The organism is Chromobacterium fluminis (genome assembly GCF_011602385.1).
In the GTDB taxonomy this organism is placed as follows: domain Bacteria; phylum Pseudomonadota; class Gammaproteobacteria; order Burkholderiales; family Chromobacteriaceae; genus Chromobacterium; species Chromobacterium fluminis.
Genome location: NZ_JAAOMA010000021.1, coordinates 26,165 through 42,417, shown reverse-complemented (window position 1 = coordinate 42,417; position 16,253 = coordinate 26,165). Strand labels below are relative to the sequence as shown.

14 protein-coding genes are annotated in these 16,253 nt (G+C 64.6%); 6 read left to right on the top strand and 8 right to left on the bottom strand.

The features are described 5' to 3' along the window. Positions 1-173: 173 nt before the first annotated feature. The 3 genes from HA052_RS15315 to HA052_RS15305 form a co-directional block, all read right to left on the bottom strand. On the bottom strand, positions 174-902 hold the full coding sequence (locus HA052_RS15315; protein WP_048410449.1) for a LytR/AlgR family response regulator transcription factor: 729 nt from the start codon (positions 900-902) through the stop codon (positions 174-176). Continuing rightward, on the bottom strand, positions 896-2,566 hold the full coding sequence (locus tag HA052_RS15310; protein WP_166452543.1) for a sensor histidine kinase: 1,671 nt from the start codon (positions 2,564-2,566) through the stop codon (positions 896-898). Before HA052_RS15310 ends, HA052_RS15315 begins: the two co-directional genes overlap by 7 nt. A 104-nt stretch (positions 2,567-2,670) precedes the next feature. Further along, positions 2,671-3,057: a MerR family transcriptional regulator gene (locus HA052_RS15305; protein ID WP_166452542.1), complete on the bottom strand. Its 387-nt coding sequence runs from the start codon at positions 3,055-3,057 to the stop codon at positions 2,671-2,673. 147 nt (positions 3,058-3,204) lie between these two features. Here HA052_RS15305 and HA052_RS15300 point away from each other — a divergent pair, with 147 nt between their 5' ends. Both HA052_RS15300 and HA052_RS15295 read left to right on the top strand, forming a co-directional pair. After that, the gene (locus tag HA052_RS15300) at positions 3,205-4,893 is read left to right on the top strand and encodes an AMP-binding protein (RefSeq protein ID WP_166452541.1); all 1,689 of its coding nucleotides are present in this window, start codon (positions 3,205-3,207) and stop codon (positions 4,891-4,893) included. Positions 4,894-4,986: 93 nt separating this feature from the next. Continuing rightward, positions 4,987-5,658 (top strand): UPF0149 family protein, encoded by a 672-nt coding sequence (locus HA052_RS15295; protein ID WP_081547859.1) that lies wholly within the window; start codon positions 4,987-4,989, stop codon positions 5,656-5,658. A gap of 88 nt (positions 5,659-5,746) precedes the next feature. On the opposite strand, the gene HA052_RS15290 is transcribed toward HA052_RS15295, so the two are convergent. From HA052_RS15290 to HA052_RS15275, 4 genes are all read right to left on the bottom strand, one after another. Further along, on the bottom strand, positions 5,747-6,169 hold the full coding sequence (locus HA052_RS15290; RefSeq protein ID WP_166452540.1) for a hypothetical protein: 423 nt from the start codon (positions 6,167-6,169) through the stop codon (positions 5,747-5,749). Positions 6,170-6,604: 435 nt separating this feature from the next. Continuing rightward, positions 6,605-7,705 carry an N-ethylmaleimide reductase gene (gene nemA, locus HA052_RS15285; RefSeq protein ID WP_166452539.1) on the bottom strand — a complete coding sequence of 367 codons (1,101 nt, stop codon included), beginning with the start codon at positions 7,703-7,705 and terminating at the stop codon, positions 6,605-6,607. 48 nt (positions 7,706-7,753) lie between these two features. Next, positions 7,754-8,494, bottom strand: coding sequence for an NADPH-dependent oxidoreductase (locus tag HA052_RS15280; protein ID WP_081547865.1), 741 nt, complete (start codon positions 8,492-8,494; stop codon positions 7,754-7,756). Positions 8,495-8,584: 90 nt separating this feature from the next. After that, positions 8,585-9,181 carry a TetR/AcrR family transcriptional regulator gene (locus HA052_RS15275; RefSeq protein WP_166452538.1) on the bottom strand — a complete coding sequence of 199 codons (597 nt, stop codon included), beginning with the start codon at positions 9,179-9,181 and terminating at the stop codon, positions 8,585-8,587. Between the two features lie 307 nt (positions 9,182-9,488). Here HA052_RS15275 and HA052_RS15270 point away from each other — a divergent pair, with 307 nt between their 5' ends. Together HA052_RS15270 and HA052_RS15265 are read left to right on the top strand one after the other, a co-directional pair. Beyond that, positions 9,489-10,337: a 5'-nucleotidase, lipoprotein e(P4) family gene (locus HA052_RS15270; protein WP_166452537.1), complete on the top strand. Its 849-nt coding sequence runs from the start codon at positions 9,489-9,491 to the stop codon at positions 10,335-10,337. A gap of 136 nt (positions 10,338-10,473) precedes the next feature. Continuing rightward, the gene (locus HA052_RS15265) at positions 10,474-11,040 is read left to right on the top strand and encodes a MarR family winged helix-turn-helix transcriptional regulator (protein ID WP_081547871.1); all 567 of its coding nucleotides are present in this window, start codon (positions 10,474-10,476) and stop codon (positions 11,038-11,040) included. 10 nt (positions 11,041-11,050) lie between these two features. Here the strand turns inward: HA052_RS15265 and HA052_RS15260 are convergent, their stop codons facing one another. After that, positions 11,051-11,530, bottom strand: coding sequence for a VOC family protein (locus HA052_RS15260; RefSeq protein WP_081547873.1), 480 nt, complete (start codon positions 11,528-11,530; stop codon positions 11,051-11,053). Positions 11,531-11,822: 292 nt separating this feature from the next. Between HA052_RS15260 and pgaA the strand changes: the two genes are divergently transcribed. Together pgaA and pgaB are read left to right on the top strand one after the other, a co-directional pair. Next, positions 11,823-14,246: a poly-beta-1,6 N-acetyl-D-glucosamine export porin PgaA gene (pgaA, locus tag HA052_RS15255; protein WP_166452536.1), complete on the top strand. Its 2,424-nt coding sequence runs from the start codon at positions 11,823-11,825 to the stop codon at positions 14,244-14,246. Beyond that, positions 14,246-16,204: a poly-beta-1,6-N-acetyl-D-glucosamine N-deacetylase PgaB gene (gene pgaB, locus HA052_RS15250; protein ID WP_166452535.1), complete on the top strand. Its 1,959-nt coding sequence runs from the start codon at positions 14,246-14,248 to the stop codon at positions 16,202-16,204. Before pgaA ends, pgaB begins: the two co-directional genes overlap by 1 nt. Positions 16,205-16,253 lie beyond the last annotated feature (49 nt).

Below are 16,253 nucleotides of genomic sequence, written 5' to 3'. Positions count from 1 at the left end.
AGCCAGAGCGAGACAAGGCGAAAACGGCTGAGAAAGCGGAGTGTACATAGGGTACATGAGCATTTCGAAGCCGGTTTCAACGCCGTATCGCCGCAGCGCAGCAGATTATGAACAGGTTCTTATTCAGGAGCCGGCTGGCAGCCGGTTTGATGCGCCGCGCGGGCGACCAACGCTCAAAGATGCATCAACTGCCGGAACGCTTTGATATTGCTGCGGCTGACCGGAATCTCGGCTTTCAGGTCGTACAGCTTGATGATGTAGGTGCTGTTGAGCCAGGGCGCGATTTCGCGGATTTTGTGGATGTTGACGCAGTAGGAGCGGTGGCAGCGGAAGAAGCTGTCGGCCGGCAGGCGGGCGACGAATTCGCTGATGCTCATCGACATCACATAGCGGTCGTGCGCGGTGTAGACCAGGGTGACTTTCTCGTCGGCCTCGGCGTAGTAGATCTGCTCGCAGGGGGTGACGATGATGCTGTCGCCCTTGACCAGGTTGACGGTGCGGCTGGCGGCCGGGGCCTCGGCCGGCGCGGCGGCGGCCGGCGGCGTCTGCGCTTCCAGCTTGGCCAGCAGATTGATGATGCGGGCTTCGTTGTAGGGCTTCAGGATGTAGTCGAAAGCCTCCACTTCAAACGCTTCCACCGCGAATTCCTTGTAAGCGGTGACGAAGACGATGCGCGGCGGCCGTGACGATTTGTGCAGGTTCTTGGCCAGCAGCAAGCCGTCTATGGATGGGATGTTGATGTCCAGGAACACCACGTCCACTTCGTGTTCCTGCAGGAATTTGAACGCTTCCAGCCCGTCCTCCACGCTGGCGACGATGTCGATGCGGCTGTGTTCGCGGATCAAATAGGCCAGTTCCTCGCGCGCCAGGTATTCGTCTTCCACGATCAGGGCTTTCAGCATGCCGGCTCCTCGGTGGTGGGCAGGTCGAAACAAACGGCGGTGCCGGGCTCCAACCGGGTCAGCCGCAAGCCCTCGCCGTACAGCAGTTTGAGCCGCTGGTTGACGTTGCTCAGGCCTATGCTGCGGCTGGACAGCGTGCCGGCGGCCACGCCGTCCAGCACTTCCTGGCTGACGCCGTAGCCGGTGTCGCGCACGCAGACATGCACTTTGTCGCCGTCGCGCTTGACCGCGATGCTGACCCGGCCCGGTTCCTTGCGCGGCTGGATGCCGTGGAGGATGGCGTTTTCCACCAGCGGCTGCAAGAGCAGGCTGGGGATGCGAACGTGCACGTCGTCGATATCGAACTCCACCGTCAGCTTGGCGCCGAAGCGCGCCTGTTCTATCGCCACGTAGTCGCGCACTTGCCGCAGTTCTTCCTGAATGTCGATCAGCCGGTCGCCCAACGACAGGTTGTAGCGCAGGTAGTCCGCCAGGTTGGAGATCAGCTGGCGCGCCTGCTGCGGCTGGATGCGGATCAGCGAGGAGATGGCATTGAGGGCGTTGAACAGGAAGTGCGGGTTGATCTTGCTTTGCAGCGCGCTGAATTCCGCCTTGCGCGCCATCTCTTCCAGCTGTTTGACCCGCGACACTTCCATCTGGGTGGAGATCAGCTGGGACAGGCCCACCGCCACTTCGCGCAGCGGCGTGCTGATGCCGTGGCTCTTGCGGTAGAAGATTTTCAGCGTGCCGCTGACGCCGGCTTTTTCGCGCAGCGGGATGATGATGACGGAGTGGAAGTCCGCCAGGTGGTATTGCTGCAGATTGTTCTCGATGATGATCTGGTCGCCGGCGATGGCCTGGCGGGTGATGGCGCCGATGGCGGAGTGCTCGTCCATCTCGTAGTAGTCCTTGCCCAGGCCCACGTAGGCCAGCACGTCCGAGGTGTTGGTGATGGCCACCGCGTCGGCGTCCAGTTGGTCCCGGATCACGGTGCAGACCTGAACCATGGCGTCGCGGTCCAGATTCTGGAAATAGGGCAGGGTGCGGTTGGCGATGGTCAGCGCCAGCTTGGCCTGGCGCGCGGCCAGCAGTTCTTTTTCGTCGTTGAGGTCTTGCACCAGCTTGATGATGAGGCCGACGCAGACGGTGCCGACAATCATCGGGAAGGCGATGTGGCGGACGATGGGCACGCCCACCGCCGGATCGGTGAGCAGCAGGATCAGGCCCATGGTCAGCCCTTCGCACAGCATGCCGGCCAGGATGCCGTACAGCCACAGCCGGCTCCTGCCGGCGCGGAAGTGTATCCAGGTGGCCAGCAGGCCGGCGCAGACGCTGGAGATCAGGCAGGGCAGCGAGGTGTAGCCGTTGATGTCGATCAGGTAGCGGTGCAGGCCGGAGACGATGCCGGCCGGTATGCCCACCCAGGGGCCGAACAGGATGCCGCCGGACAGGACGGCGATGATGCGCACATTGACCAGGGAGCCGTCCACCGGAATGCCGGTATAGGTGCTGAACACGGCGAACAGGCAGAACAGCAGCGACACCGCCGCCAGTTCGGCCGGGCTGTGGTCCTGTTTGCGCAGCAGGTGTTGAAACGGGCGGGTGCGGGTGAGGAAGAACAGCGCCATCAACATCAGCGCCGCCCGTTCGAACACCGCCAGCAGCATGGCTTGGTTTTCTATCATGGCTTAGGGAGTGGGGCGGCCGCGCCCGCTGGGGCCGGCCTCAAGCCCTGATTTTAAGCCATGCGGCGGGCTTTGGCCGCAGGCGGGCGCAGATTAGGCGGGCGTCATGCCGCCGGCTGCGCCAGCACGGTGCGGCAGTGGCTTTCCAGGCGGGTGATTTCTTCCAGCACCGCGTCGATGTCGCGGCGTTGTTCTTCCAGCTGGCGGCGGCGCTCCAGCACCAGGTCCAGCAGTTTTTGCGACTGGCCGGCCTCGTCGTGGGCCTGTTCGTACAGGTCCAGGATGTCGCGGATGTCGGACAAGGACAGACCGATGCGCTTGCCGCGCAGGATCAGCTTGAGCCGGGCGCGGTCGCGGCGGTTGAATACCCGCTGGCGGCCGTCGCGCTGCGGTTCTATCAGGCCCTGTTCCTCGTAGAAGCGGATGGTGCGCAGGGTGACGTCGAAATCGCGCGCCAGGTCGGAGATGCTGAAGAATTCGGGTTCGGTCATGATGTGTTCCAGGGCAAGCGGCGATTGTAGCTTTTTTTTAACGCGTTCTCAGCCTTAGCATGATTTACGTTTACGTAATCGTCAACTTGTGGGATGAATGAAAAAAACAAAAGCGATACGTACCGTCTACCAGGAGAGAGAGATTCGATGACCTTGCCCAGCTATGTCCATGGCGCCAGCCCTCAGCCCTTGATCGGCCAGACCATAGGCCAGTTGTTTGACCAGACCTGCCGCGAGCACGGCCGCCGCGAAGCCTTGGTGGTGCGCCATCAGCAGATACGCTGGAGCTACGAGGAGTTGCGCGAGCAGGTGGACCGGCTGGCTTGCGGCTTGATCCGGCTGGGACTCAAGCCCGGCGACCGCATCGGCATCTGGTCGCAGAACAACGCCGAATGGGCGCTGACCCAGTTCGCCACCGCCAAGGCCGGCCTGATCATGGTCAACATTAATCCGGCTTACCGCCGCTCCGAGCTGGAATACGCGCTGAGCAAGGTGGGCTGCCGCGCGCTGATCCTGTCGCCCAGCTTCAAGAGCAGCGATTACCTGGCGATGGCGGCGGACCTGCTGCCGGAGCTGGCCGTCAGCGAGCCGGGCCGGCTCAAGTCCGCCGCCATGCCGCAGCTGGAGATTGTGATCCGCCTGGGTCAGCAGCGTACGCCGGGCATGCTCAATTTCGCCGACCTGATGGCCGTGCCGTCGGCTGAGGAGAAAGCCGGGTTGCAGCGCTTGGGCGAGATGCTGCAGTTCGACGACGTGATCAATATCCAGTTCACATCCGGCACCACCGGCAGCCCCAAGGGCGCTACGCTCACCCATCACAATATTCTGAACAACGCTTACTTCGCCGGCGCGGCGATGGCCTTCGGCCCGGACGACCGGCTATGCATCCCGGTGCCGCTCTACCATTGCTTCGGCATGGTGCTGGGCACCTTGCTGTGCCTGAGCCACGGCGCGACCATGGTGTTTCCGGCGGAGAGCTTCGACGCGCAAGAGGTGTTGCGCGCGGTGCAGGAGGAGGGCTGCACCGGCCTGCACGGGGTGCCGACGATGTTCATCTCGCTGCTGGACCGGCCGGACTTTGCCGATTACGACGTGTCCACGCTGCGCACCGGCATCATGGCCGGCAGCCCGTGTCCGATCGAGGTGATGAAGCGGGTGACCAGCCAGCTCAATATGAGCCAGGTGACCATAGGCTATGGCATGACCGAGACCAGCCCGCTGAGCTTCCAGAGCGCCACCGACACGCCGCTGGACAAACGCGTGGCCACGGTGGGGCGCATCCATCCGCACGTGGAGGTGAAGATCGTGGACGTGGAAGGCCGCATCGTGCCGCGCGGCCAGAGCGGCGAATTGTGCACGCGCGGTTATTCGGTGATGCCCGGCTATTGGGGCGACCCGGCCAAGACCGCGGAGGCGATAGACGCCGCTGGCTGGATGCGCACCGGCGACCTGGCGGAGATGGACGCGGACGGTTACGTCAATATTGTGGGCCGGGTCAAGGATATGGTGATCCGCGGCGGCGAGAACATTTACCCGCGCGAGGTGGAGGAGTTTCTCTACCGCCACCCCAAGATTCAGGAGGTGCAGGTGATCGGGGTGCCGGATGAAAGATTCGGCGAGGAGTTGTGCGCCTGGATCCGGTTGCGCGACGGCGAAAGCGCCAGCGCCGACGATATCCGTGCTTTTTGCCAGGGGCAAATCGCGCATTACAAGATCCCGCGTTACATCGAATTCGTCGATAGTTTTCCGATGACCATCACCGGCAAGATCCAGAAATTCGTGATGCGCGAGAAGATGAAGGAGAAGTTGGGGCTGGCGGATGGCAAAACCGCCTGAGCCGCCGCAAACTATGGGAACAAAAGCCCCGGCTTGTCGGGGCTTTTTGGCTTACAATGCCGCCAGACTGATCTTTAAGCTGAGGAATCCATCATGACTACCGTATTCAACGACGCCGATCTGCTGCGTCTGGAAAACCTGCTGACCCCCTTGTCCGCCAGCGGCAGCACCATGCGCCCGGACGAAGTGCAGGGCTTTTTCGCCGCGCTGGCGTGCGGTCCGGACGCGGTGGACGCCGATTTCTGGCTGGAAGAAGTGCTGGGCGACGCGCCGGTCTTTGAGAGCGCGGACGACGCGGCGGAACTGAAAACCCTGCTGCAGAAGTTGTACGACGCCACCGCCGCCGCACTGGCGGCCGGCGACGAACTGGACCTGATCCTGTACGCGGAAGACGACAGCGACAGCGACGAGCCGGACTACTGGCCGTGGGCCAACGCCTTCCTCTACGCGCTGGACGTGGTGGAGACCGACTGGTTCGAAGTGGCCGACGAGGACGAGGGCTTTGAAAGCCTGATGATGCCTATGCTGGTGTTGGGCGGCGCTTTCGAGCAAGAGGACGGCGAAGATCTGCTGACCTTCAGCGACGAGGAAGTGGAAGGCTACAAGGAAGAAATGCTGGAGGCGCTGGGCGCGGTTTACACCTACTGGCGCGCCAAGGAACAGGCGCCCAGCACCGTGCGCCGCGAAGGCGACAAAGTGGGCCGCAATGATGTCTGCCCGTGCGGCAGCGGCAAGAAGTACAAGGCCTGCTGCGGCCGCAACTGATTTCCCGCGCACCGCGCCGGGAGCAAAAAAAGGAAGCCGAATGGCTTCCTTTTTTCATGCTGGGGCGCCTCGGCGCTTGCTGAAATTGTTAAGTACCGGGTGCGGCTGCGGGCTTTAGCGCGCGTTCGGCGGCCTCCCGGGCGTTGAGCCGGTCGATGTAGTCGAACACGTCCAAGAGAGAGGTGGTCAGCGCCAGCACTTGCTCCAGCAGGCTGAAGAAGCCTTCCCAATAGCCTTTGGCGGCGCTGTCGTCGCTAAAGTCGATGTCCGCGGCGATTTGAGCGAGCAGATTGCGCAGACCGTCGTCGGGGTTGTCCTGCAAATACTTGATGAAATGTCCTGCGAACTCGCGGCCCAGCAAATGCGCGGCGTGTTGGTCGTCTATGGGCGGAACTTGCCAGCAATGGACGCCGCGCCGGTTGGACGCGTTGCCGGCAAACGGCAATTCCGCGCGGGACGTTGGGTCCGGGTCCGGACGGTAATGGCGGCGGGATGGGGTTTTGATCGACATGGTCACCTCCGTGTAGCGGTTTTTCATTGCCACCCCCACGGCCAAGCGGAGGTGGCAGACCGAACAGGGTTGGCCGACCGGACTACACGACTCCGGCACACCCGCTAAGGTGTCCCCACCCGGCCCGCCATTGTGAGCGCGCACGAGTGCAGCGATCCAAACGCAAGACTCAAGCGCTTGTTCGCAGTGTAGTTCGCCGGACGGCCAAGTCCGGTGCCGCGAGGAACGGCACGGCAGCGATTGTGCACAGTTGCCCGCTGCCGGGTCAAGGCGCAGGCCGGGCGTAGAAAGCCCGTCAATGCTTGCTTACGCGGCTGGTATCGGCTGCGGGCGGAAAATAGCCGGCCGGCAAGCCCGGGTGGGTGCGGCAATGAAAAAGCGGCGCGTTCCCATGGATGGGAAGACGCGCCGCGTGTTTGGCGGTTAGCGGCAGGCTTAGATGTTCATGGACGGATAATCGGTATAACCGCGCTCGTCGCCGCCGTAGAAGGTCGCCGGGTCCGGCGCGTTCAGCGGCGCGCCGCTTTGCAGGCGCTCGGCCAGGTCCGGGTTGGCGATATAGCTGCGGCCGAAGGCGGCGGCGTCGATATAGCCTTTGCGGATCAGGGTTTCGGCCTTCTCGGCGGTATAGGCGCCGGCGCCTATGATCACCCCGGGGTAGCGCTGGCGCAGCGCTTGGCGGAAGCCCTCGTCCAGCACCGGGCCGCCGGCCCAGTCCGGCTCGGAAATGTGCAGGAAGGCCAGTTTGCGCTTGGCGAGTTCCTCGGCCAGGTAGAGCGCCATGTCCAGTTGGTCGGTGTTGGAGACGCCGTTGAAGATACCCAGCGGCGAGATGCGGATGCCCACGTGATCGGCGTCCCATTCCGATACCACCGCGTCCACCACCTCCAGCAGGAAGCGCGCGCGATTGGCCACGCTGCCGCCGTATTCGTCGGTGCGGACATTGGCTTGCGGCGACAGGAATTGGTCCAGCAGATAGCCGTGGGCGCCGTGGATTTCCACCAGGTCGAAGCCGGCGCGGCGCGCGTTGTCGGTGGCGCGGCGATAGTCTTCCAGGATGTCGGCCAGCTCGGAGACTTCCAGCGCGCGCGGGGTATCGCATTGCTCGCGCACCAGGCTGCCGTCGGCGGCGCGGATATTGGTGCGGCTGTCGGCCTGGATCGCCGACGGCGCCACCGGCGCTTCGCCGTCCGGTTGCAGCGAGCGATGAGAGATGCGGCCGGTGTGCCACAGCTGCAGCGCCGTCAGCCCGCCCTTGGCGTGTACTGCGGCGTTGACCTTGGTCCAGGCCGCCACTTGCGCTTCGTTGTAGATGCCCGGCGCGCCGGCGTAGCCCTTGGCGGTGGGGGAGATGTGGGTGCCTTCGGCCACGATCAGGCCGGCGCCGGCGCGTTGGGCGTAATAGGTTTCCGCCAGTTCGGTGGGCACGTCGCCCGGCTCGGTGTTGCGCAGCCGGGTCAGCGGCGCCATCGCCACGCGGTTTTTCAGGGTCACGGCGCCTACGCGCAGCGGGGTGAACAGTTTGTCGGCTTGCATTGCGATGTCCTTGGCTCTATTTAAGAGGGGAAAAGTGGGCGGGCGCGATCACAGATCGAAACCGAAACCCTGTTTGCGCGCCACCGGCGCGACCTGCGGGAAATACACGTTGCGGTAGTACTGCGCGGTGTTGGCGGACCAGGGCTGGCCGTCGGTGCGCTGAATGCTCTTCCAGTAATCCATGATGGACGCGTCGTACTGCGCGATCATAGCCGGCAGTTCCGCCGCCTGGTAGCGTTCGCGGTGCACAAAGCTGGCGCGCGGCAGCCGCGGCTTGACCGCGCTGTCCTGATCGGCGTAGCCCAGCACCACTCCCACCAGCGGGAAGGTCAGTTCCGGCAGCTCCAGCAGTTCCACCATGGCTTGCGGGTCGCGGCGGATGCCGCCGATGGGCACCACGCTCAGGCCGGCGGAACGGGCCGCGGTCATGAGGTTGCCCAGGGCGATGCCGGCGTCCACAGCGCCGACGGCGAAGGCTTCCACGCTGTTGTGGATCACTTGCTCGGCGCCGGCTTTTTCCACGCCGATCCGAGTTTTGTAGAAGTCGGGAACAATGGCGACGAAGACCGGCGCCTGGGCGATCCATGGCTGGCCGCCGGCGATTTCGGCGATTTTCCGGCGACGCTCCGCGTCCTGCACTACGACTAGCGACACCTGCTGGCCGTTGATGGAGGTGGGGCCTTTCCAGGCGGCGTCCAGCACAGCGTCCAGTACCTCGGCGGGAATGGGCTTGTCCTGGTAGCTGCGCACGCTGCGGTGCTCTTGCATCAGTTCCAATGTCGAGTTCATGCTTTGGGCTCCTTGAAGTAGACCAGTCGTCTAGTTTTAATTTCAAAATAACCCGCTCCGGGGAGCGGGGTGTGAGCGGCCTCGCCTTGGCTAGGGCGCGCGCAGAATTTGTTGCGTGTGCGCCATCGCCGCCAACAGCGGCGCGCGTGAATGTTGAGTCTTGAACAGCAGCGCGCTGCCCACCCAAAGGCTGTACAGCGCGCTGGCGGTTTCGTCCGGCAGCAGGTCCGCGTCCAGCGAGCCCTCCTGTTGACCGCGGCGGATGCAGGCGGCCAGATTGCGCACCACGAAACTCATGCCTTCGGCCAGCGCCTCGCGCATCGGCTCGGACAGGTCGGATACTTCGGCGGCCAGCTTCACCGCCAGGCAACAGCGTTGCGGCTCGTCGCAGCGATGGGTTTCCAGCCAGCCGTCGAAATAATGCAACAGGCAATCGCGGGCGCTGCCGGCGTCCTTGGACAGAAAGCTAACCAGTCTGCCGTCGTATTTTTCAAAATAACGGCGCAGCAGTTCCACGCCATAGCCTTCCTTGCTGCGGAAGTAATGGTAGAACGAACCCTTGGGCACGCCGGCCGCGCCGAGGATTTCCGCCAGACCCACGGCGGAGAAGCTCTTGCCTAGGATGATGGCTTCGCCGGTGGCCAGCAGGTGTTCGCGAGTGTCTGAAAACTGGTTGGAACGTGACATGGGCTGAAGTCTACTAGACCGGTCGTCTAGTATCAAGGAATTTTTCAATCCTCGGGGGAGGCGACGCATTGGCGGCAAGGGCGAGGGCGGCGAATCAGGCGGACAGGTCATGCTTTTGGCATGTCATTTATTGATCATAATAATCAATTGTAATTAAGGTGCAGGGTTTACGCTAAGAGCCTGTGCAAAGTTTCGCTCTAGCTCGCGAAATCATAAGCAGGTTCAAAGCTAGGTCGTCTCAAGGTAGATTGTCCAGGTTCCGGGGCGCCCGGAGCCTGGACAAGAGCAAATGACAAAGGAGATCCCCATGAGCAAATTCAGCCGCGCCGCCATTGCCGCCCTGTGCGCGCTTAGCGTTGGGCACGGCGCCCAGGCCGCCGAGGCCGACAACCGCAACGGCCCGTCCGGCAACGGCGGCAACAATCTGCTTATCGCCGCTGCGGCCTGGAAGCAGACCGCGGCGGAATACCGCGCGCTCTACCATCAGGCTTTCAATCTGGCGCGGATGCGGCTGGATCAGGCGCTGGCGGCGCGCAAGCCCGGCGACAAACCGCTGGCCGTGATCACCGACATCGACGACACCGTGCTCAACGCCGTCAATTACTGGGGCTATCTGATCCAGCAGGACCGGGATTTTTTCGACGACGCGATCTGGGATAAATGGATTCCGGAAAACAAGCTCACCGCCACGCCCGGGGCGCTGGACTTTTTCCACTACGCCAAAGCGCAGGGGGTGGAAGTGTTCTACGTTAGCAGCCGCGACCAGGGCGACAAGACCTATGAATACGCGTTGGGCAACTTGCGGGCCGCTGGTTTTCCCTTCGTCGACGAAAAACACGTGACCATTCTGCGCGACAGCTCCAACAAGGAGCCGCGGCAGAAGGAGATCGCCGCCCAGTACAATGTGGTGGCGATGTTGGGCGACAATCTCAATGATTTTCAGCGCAAATACTATGTGAAGGATGTGGACGAGCGCGCGCGCTTGATGGAGGAAGACCGCGAGTTGTTCGGCCGAAAATTCATCCTGATGCCCAATCCCACCGACGGTCACTGGATGCGCGCCATCTTCGGCGATTCCGAACCGCCGGCCACGGACCGCAACCGCGAGATCTTCAAGAAGGCCGCCAGCAAATCCGCCTGGAAGCCGGCGCCCTGAGCGGCCGGGCCCGGCGGGCGTTTGCGTCGCGCCGGGTCGGCCACTATGATAGCCGCGGGAGCGCCGCGCGCTGCCCTCGTTTCCGCGGCCGGCAAAGCCTGCCGCGGGTTTGATTCCTCCTCATTGTCTTGAAGCCATGTCCGCCGACGCCGCCACTTCCGTTCCTCCGTCCGATGCTTCCGCCGCCGCGCGCGCGCTGGAGCCGGCCATCGCCCCGCATTTACAATTGCTGGCGCATAGCGCCGGCGAGGAGGTGAGCCAGACCCACGCCAAGCTCGGCCTGCTGTTGCTGTGGTTGAGCGACGACGTGCTGGATGCGGTGAACGCGGATTTGCAGGCCTTGGATGTGACTGAAAGCAAGCTGAACGTGTTGATGCTGTTTTCGCTGCAAGAGCGGGGATGGTGGCGGAACGGGCCGCTAACCCCGTCGGCGATAGCCGATTATCTGGGCGTGACCCGCTCCACCGTCACCGGCCAGCTGGATTGGCTGGAACGGCGTGGCCTGCTGCAAAGGCAACTGCGCGACGAAGACCGCCGCAGCCTGGAGCTGAGCCTGACCGAGGCCGGCCGGGAACTGCTGAGACAGGCGCTGCCGGGCTTCTGGCGCGCTTGCCAGCGCCTGACCGAGGCGCTGGACGAGAGCGAATGCGCGGCGCTTTGGTCCTTGCTCGCCAAAGTGTGGAGCAGATTGAAAACGGACTGAAGCAGCCGTTTCAGCGCGGCGCGCCGGGCTGCGCGCCCGCCGCCGCCAGCGCGTCGGCTCGGGCGCGGTCGCTGGCTTTGCAGCGGCAATGGCCGATCTGATGCAGCTCTATCAAGTGGCCGGCCGGGTCGCGCAGGAACAATTGCGTCAGTTCCGGCGCGGCGACGTTGGCCTGTTTCCAGTGGGCGATGCCTTGCCGCAGCAATTCCGCCTCCGCCTGGGCGATGTCCCGCACCGCCAGCGCCACGTGATTGTCCACCGGGTCCTGATCCGCGCCCTGAGCGTACGGCGACACGCCGTCGTTGCCCAGCAGATGGATCTGGCAGTCGTTGCCCAGGTCCAGGAAAAACCCGGGCACCCCGGGGATGTGCCAGCGGCCGGCGTCGGCGTCCAGGCCCAGCACGTCGCGGTAAAACGCGCCCATGGCCTCAAGCAGGTTCAGCGGCATGCGCAAGCCATGATGGTGCAATTCCAATACTTCGATAGCCATAGTTTGATTCCTTAAGTGGATGAGGCAAGGCGGCCGCCTGTCGCTATATGGTACGTTATACATACTATACGTCAAGCGTATTTTTTGTTGGGAAGAACGGAATCATTAGTCGAGCCAGCAAGCCGCGCGCCAGCGGCTATATTGGCCTCATGCGAGTAGGGTAGGTTTCCATGCGGGTTATCTTAAATAATAGATTTAAATAGAAAAAAAACTTGCTATCTAATTGAGTGGAATTTAGTATTCGTTTAATAACTTATAACTTGATGTTGATAGAGACCATGACGGGTCAAGCATGACGCGAAATCTATTTACCAGCCTGGCGGCTGGTTTGTTGTTGGCCGGCGCCGCGGCGGGCGCGGAAACGCCAGTCTGGAAACAGCCGGAGTACGCGGCGGCCATCGTCCAGGCCAGGGCGGGGCAGACCGCGCCGGCGCTGGCGTTGCTGGAGCGGGAGCGCGCGCGCGGACCGTTGGCCGCGCCCTTGCTGGACGATTATTTGACCCTGCTGTGCTGGAGCGGACGCGGTGTGGAGGCCTTGCGGCTGCTGCCGGGGCACGAAGCCGACATGTCGGCGGACACGTTGGCGCGGCTGGCGCGCGTAGCGCGCGATCAGCGCGACGCGGCGGAGGCCGAACGGCTGTACCGCTTGTTGTTGGCGCGTCAGCCGGCGGCGGGCTACCGCGCCGGGCTGGCGATGGCCCAGGCCGAGGCAGGGCAGGCCGCGGCCGCGCTGGCCACGCTGGACGCCGCGCCGCCCGGCTCGCCGGCCGACGAACTGGAGTTGGCCCGCGCGCGCGCTTACGTCTTGCTGCAAAGCGGGGACCTGACCCAGGCGCTGGACTATCTGATCCGCGCGCGGGCGCGCTTTCCCGGAGACCCGGAACTGGAGCGCAGTTATCTGGGCTGCTTGCTGCGCCTGGGCGCGCCGTGGCAAGCGGGCCAGGCGTCCATCGCGGATCCCCGGCTGGCCTTGCAGGTCGATTTCGACCGCGCGGCCACCTTGAGCCGCTGGGGACGCATCCAGGAAAGCCAGGACAGCGGGCCTGGCCGGCACGCGCAAACCGACGCGGCGCTGAAGCTTAATCAGGACATCGCGGCGCGGCCGGAAGCCGCGCGGCCGCCGTTCGCCGCGCTGGCGGTGGACGACCGCGTGCAAATGCTGCAGCAGCGAGGCTTGTCGACGCAGGCCATAGACCTGGACCGGCAGCAGGCCGGCCAGGCGTGGTCGCCGTACGCCCGCGCGGCCTTGGCCGACGCCTATCTCAACCTGCGCCAGCCGCTGCGGGCCGAGGCGCTGTACCGCTCGGCGTTGCGCGACGCGCCGCAGGCGGACGAGGCGCTGGATTGGCGCATCGGCCTGGTTTACGCCCTGTTGGAGTCCGGCCAGCACGCTGCCTGCCGCCGGGAGCTGGCCGTGTTGCAAGCCGCAGCTCCCCGGCAGAAAACCGACCGCGCCAGCGGCAGGCGCGTGTTTAATCCGGCCTTCCAGCGCGTGGCCTTGCTGGACGCGATGGTGACCGCCTATCAAGAGGACACCCGCGGCGGCTGGGAGAAGATGGAGGCTTTGCTGGACGAGGCGTCGTTCAATCCCGAATTGCGACAGAACCAGGGCAGCCTGGCCCTGATGCGCGGCTGGCCGCGGCGGGCGCGAGGCGTGTTCACCCGGCTGGGCGTGGACGAGCCGGATCAGCCGGAAGCGGCGGCGACCGGCTTGGCCGGCGCGGCGCTGGACTTGCAGGAGCTGGACGAGGCGGACCGCCAGTTGCTGAGGCTGAGCGAGCTGGATGTGGACAACGCCAGCGTGCGCCAGCTGAGGGAACGCGCCCGGCTGGAACGGCGGCCGGAACTGGTGCTGGAGGGGAAGAAGGATTTGAGCGGCGGCCAGGGCGCGGGCGAACAAAACGCCTGGGAGAGCTCGGCGCGCTTGTATTCGTCGCCGTTCGGCCACTGGCGCTTGTTTGGTCTGCACCAGTTGCAACGCGCCAGCTATGTGAACGAGTCGGCCTCGGCCCGTTACGAGGCGCTGGGCATGGGCGCGGAATGGCGCGGCGAACAAGGGCGCGGCGAATTCGGCCTGACCGGCCAGATAGACGGCGGGCGGCGCGGCGGCGCTTTCGCCGGCTACGACTGGACGCCGGACGACTATTGGACGCTGGGCGCTCGCTTTGAGCTGAACAGCGCCGAAGCGCCGTTGAAAGGCCGCCTGGACGATGTGCGCGGCAACCGGACCCAACTGAGCTTGCAGTACCGCGCCGACGACTATCGCAGCTACGCCTTGCAAGCCGAGGCTCTGTCCTTGTCCGACGGCAATCTGCGCCGCGCCGTGTCCGCCAACTGGGACCAGCGCTGGGTCAGCGGCCCGCGCTACAAGCTCAACACCATTCTGACGCTGGCGGCCAGCGCCAACGACACGGTGTCGTCCGCCCGCTATTTCAACCCTCGCGCCGACGGCGAGGCCTCGGTGACGGCGATGCAGGAATGGAAGCTGTGGGGCGAGTACGAAACCACATGGCATCAGCGCCTGGGCTTGACGCTGGGCACTTACACCCAGCGCGACTTCGGCGCCGGCGGCGTGTGGGGCCTGCTGCTGGAACAAGAGTGGCGCTGGGGCAGCCGCGGCAGCCTGCGCTACGGCTTCACCCGGGTGCGCCATCCCTATGACGGCAAGGCGGAAACCGGCAACAAGGTGTATCTCAATCTGGATTGGCGCTTCTGATGAAAATGAAACAATGGCTGGCGGCCCTGATGACGGCCTGCCTGTTGTGGAGCGGCTGGGCGCAAGCGGCGGCCGGGCGGCTGGTGATCCTGTGCTACCACGAGGTGGACAAGACCGATAGCGGCGCGTCGGACCCGTTCGCGGTGGACGCCCGCGCGCTGGTGAAACAGATGGAATGGATGCGGGGCCAGGGCTACAGCTTCGTCAGCTTGCAGCAGGTGCTGGACGACCGCGCCGGCGGCAAGCCCTTGCCGGACAAGGCGGTGCTGCTGACTTTCGACGACGGCTATCGCAGCGTGTACACCAATGTCTATCCGGTGCTGAAGCTGTTCCAAGCGCCGGCCGTGATTGCGTTGGTGGGCAGTTGGCTGGAAGCGCCCGAGGGCAGCCAGGTCGGCTACGGCGACGGCGTGGCGGGGCGGAGCAAATTCCTGAGTTGGGAGCAAATCCGCGAAATGCGGGCCAGCGGCCTGGTGGAAGTGGCCAGCCACAGCTACGCCTCCCATCTGGGCGTGCTGGCCAATCCCCAGGGCAATCTGGAGCCGGCCCTGACCGCCCGCGCTTACCGCGCCGGCGGCTATGAAAGCGAATCGGCTTATCTGGCGCGCATCCGCGACGATTTGCGCCGCAACAGCGCGCTGCTCAAGGCGCGGCTGGGCGCGGCGCCCAGAGCGATGGTGTGGCCTTACGGCAGCTATTCGCCGCAGGCGGCGAAGGTGGCGGCCAAGGAGGGCATGCCGGTGACCATGGGCCTGGGGGCGGGCATCAACGACCGCGGCACCCCGCTGTCCTCGCTGCGCCGGGTGCTGCTGGACGCCAATATGGACCTGGCCGATCTGGCTTACCAATTCAAGCAGCTGAACGGCTGGCCGGACGGCGTCCGGCCCGAACCCAGCCGCATCATGCACGTGGACCTGGACTACATCTACGACCCCGACCCCAAACGCCAGGACGAAAACCTGGGCCGGCTGCTGGACCGGGTCAAGGCCATGGGCGTGAGCACCGTCTACCTGCAGGCCTTCGCCGATCCCGACGGCGACGGCGTGGCGCAGGCGCTGTATTTCCCCAACCGTCACCTGCCGATGCGCGCGGACCTGTTCAACCGCGCCGCCTGGCAATTGCAGACCCGGGCCAACGTCAGGGTCTACGCCTGGATGCCGCTCCTGGGCTTCGCTCTGCCGGCCGGCCATCCTCTGGCAGGCGAACGAGTGCTGGCGGAGCAGGCCGGCGGCGCTCAGGCCAAGGCGCAGGGCTATGCGCGGCTGACCCCGTATTCCCCGCCTGTGCGCCAACTGATCCGGGAGATTTACGAAGACCTGGCGCGCAGCTCCCGTTTCGGCGGCCTGTTGTTCCACGACGACGCCACCCTGTCCGATTTCGAAGACGCCGGCTCGGCGGCGCGTCAGGCGCGGCAAGGGCAGGGCCTGGCCGCCGGCGTGGCCGAAGTGCGCGCCGATCCGGAGCAAATGGCGCGCTGGACCCACGCCAAAACCGCCTTGCTGGACGACTTCAGCATGGAACTGGCGGCCGTGGTGCGCCAATACCAGCCGGACTTGCGCACCGCGCGCAATCTCTACGCCGAGGTGGTGCTCAACCCGGATTCGGAAACCTGGTTCGCCCAGTCCTTCGACAGCGCGCTGAACCGCTACGACCGGGTGGCGGTGATGGCGATGCCGTATATGGAAAACGCGGCCGATCCCAAGGCCTGGATGCGGCGTCTGTTCGACAAAGTGGCGGCCAAGCCGGGCGCGCTGGAAAAAACCGTGTTCGAACTGCAGGCGGTGGACTGGCGCAGCCGCAAGCCTATCCCCACCGCGGAGCTGGCGGCCACGGTGCGCGAACTCAACACCCTGGGCGCGCGGCATATCGCCTACTACCCGGACGACCTGTTCCATGACCAGCCCAGGCTGAAGACGTTCAAGCGAGTGTTCTCGCTGACGGCGAGGCCGGAAGAATGAAGGCAGGCGGCGGGGGACCGCATAGACGATTGATGATTCATCGCATCAA

What these genes read in the sequence shown, in the direction of transcription:
- HA052_RS15315 (WP_048410449.1), bottom strand. Translation starts at nt 902, where the DNA reads ATGCTGAAAGCCCTGATCGTGGAAGACGAATACCTGGCGCGCGAGGAA.
- HA052_RS15310 (WP_166452543.1), bottom strand. Translation starts at nt 2,566, where the DNA reads ATGATAGAAAACCAAGCCATGCTGCTGGCGGTGTTCGAACGGGCGGCG.
- HA052_RS15305 (WP_166452542.1), bottom strand. Translation starts at nt 3,057, where the DNA reads ATGACCGAACCCGAATTCTTCAGCATCTCCGACCTGGCGCGCGATTTC.
- HA052_RS15300 (WP_166452541.1), top strand. Translation starts at nt 3,205, where the DNA reads ATGACCTTGCCCAGCTATGTCCATGGCGCCAGCCCTCAGCCCTTGATC.
- HA052_RS15295 (WP_081547859.1), top strand. Translation starts at nt 4,987, where the DNA reads ATGACTACCGTATTCAACGACGCCGATCTGCTGCGTCTGGAAAACCTG.
- HA052_RS15290 (WP_166452540.1), bottom strand. Translation starts at nt 6,169, where the DNA reads ATGTCGATCAAAACCCCATCCCGCCGCCATTACCGTCCGGACCCGGAC.
- nemA (WP_166452539.1), bottom strand. Translation starts at nt 7,705, where the DNA reads ATGCAAGCCGACAAACTGTTCACCCCGCTGCGCGTAGGCGCCGTGACC.
- HA052_RS15280 (WP_081547865.1), bottom strand. Translation starts at nt 8,494, where the DNA reads ATGAACTCGACATTGGAACTGATGCAAGAGCACCGCAGCGTGCGCAGC.
- HA052_RS15275 (WP_166452538.1), bottom strand. Translation starts at nt 9,181, where the DNA reads ATGTCACGTTCCAACCAGTTTTCAGACACTCGCGAACACCTGCTGGCC.
- HA052_RS15270 (WP_166452537.1), top strand. Translation starts at nt 9,489, where the DNA reads ATGAGCAAATTCAGCCGCGCCGCCATTGCCGCCCTGTGCGCGCTTAGC.
- HA052_RS15265 (WP_081547871.1), top strand. Translation starts at nt 10,474, where the DNA reads ATGTCCGCCGACGCCGCCACTTCCGTTCCTCCGTCCGATGCTTCCGCC.
- HA052_RS15260 (WP_081547873.1), bottom strand. Translation starts at nt 11,530, where the DNA reads ATGGCTATCGAAGTATTGGAATTGCACCATCATGGCTTGCGCATGCCG.
- pgaA (WP_166452536.1), top strand. Translation starts at nt 11,823, where the DNA reads ATGACGCGAAATCTATTTACCAGCCTGGCGGCTGGTTTGTTGTTGGCC.
- pgaB (WP_166452535.1), top strand. Translation starts at nt 14,246, where the DNA reads ATGAAAATGAAACAATGGCTGGCGGCCCTGATGACGGCCTGCCTGTTG.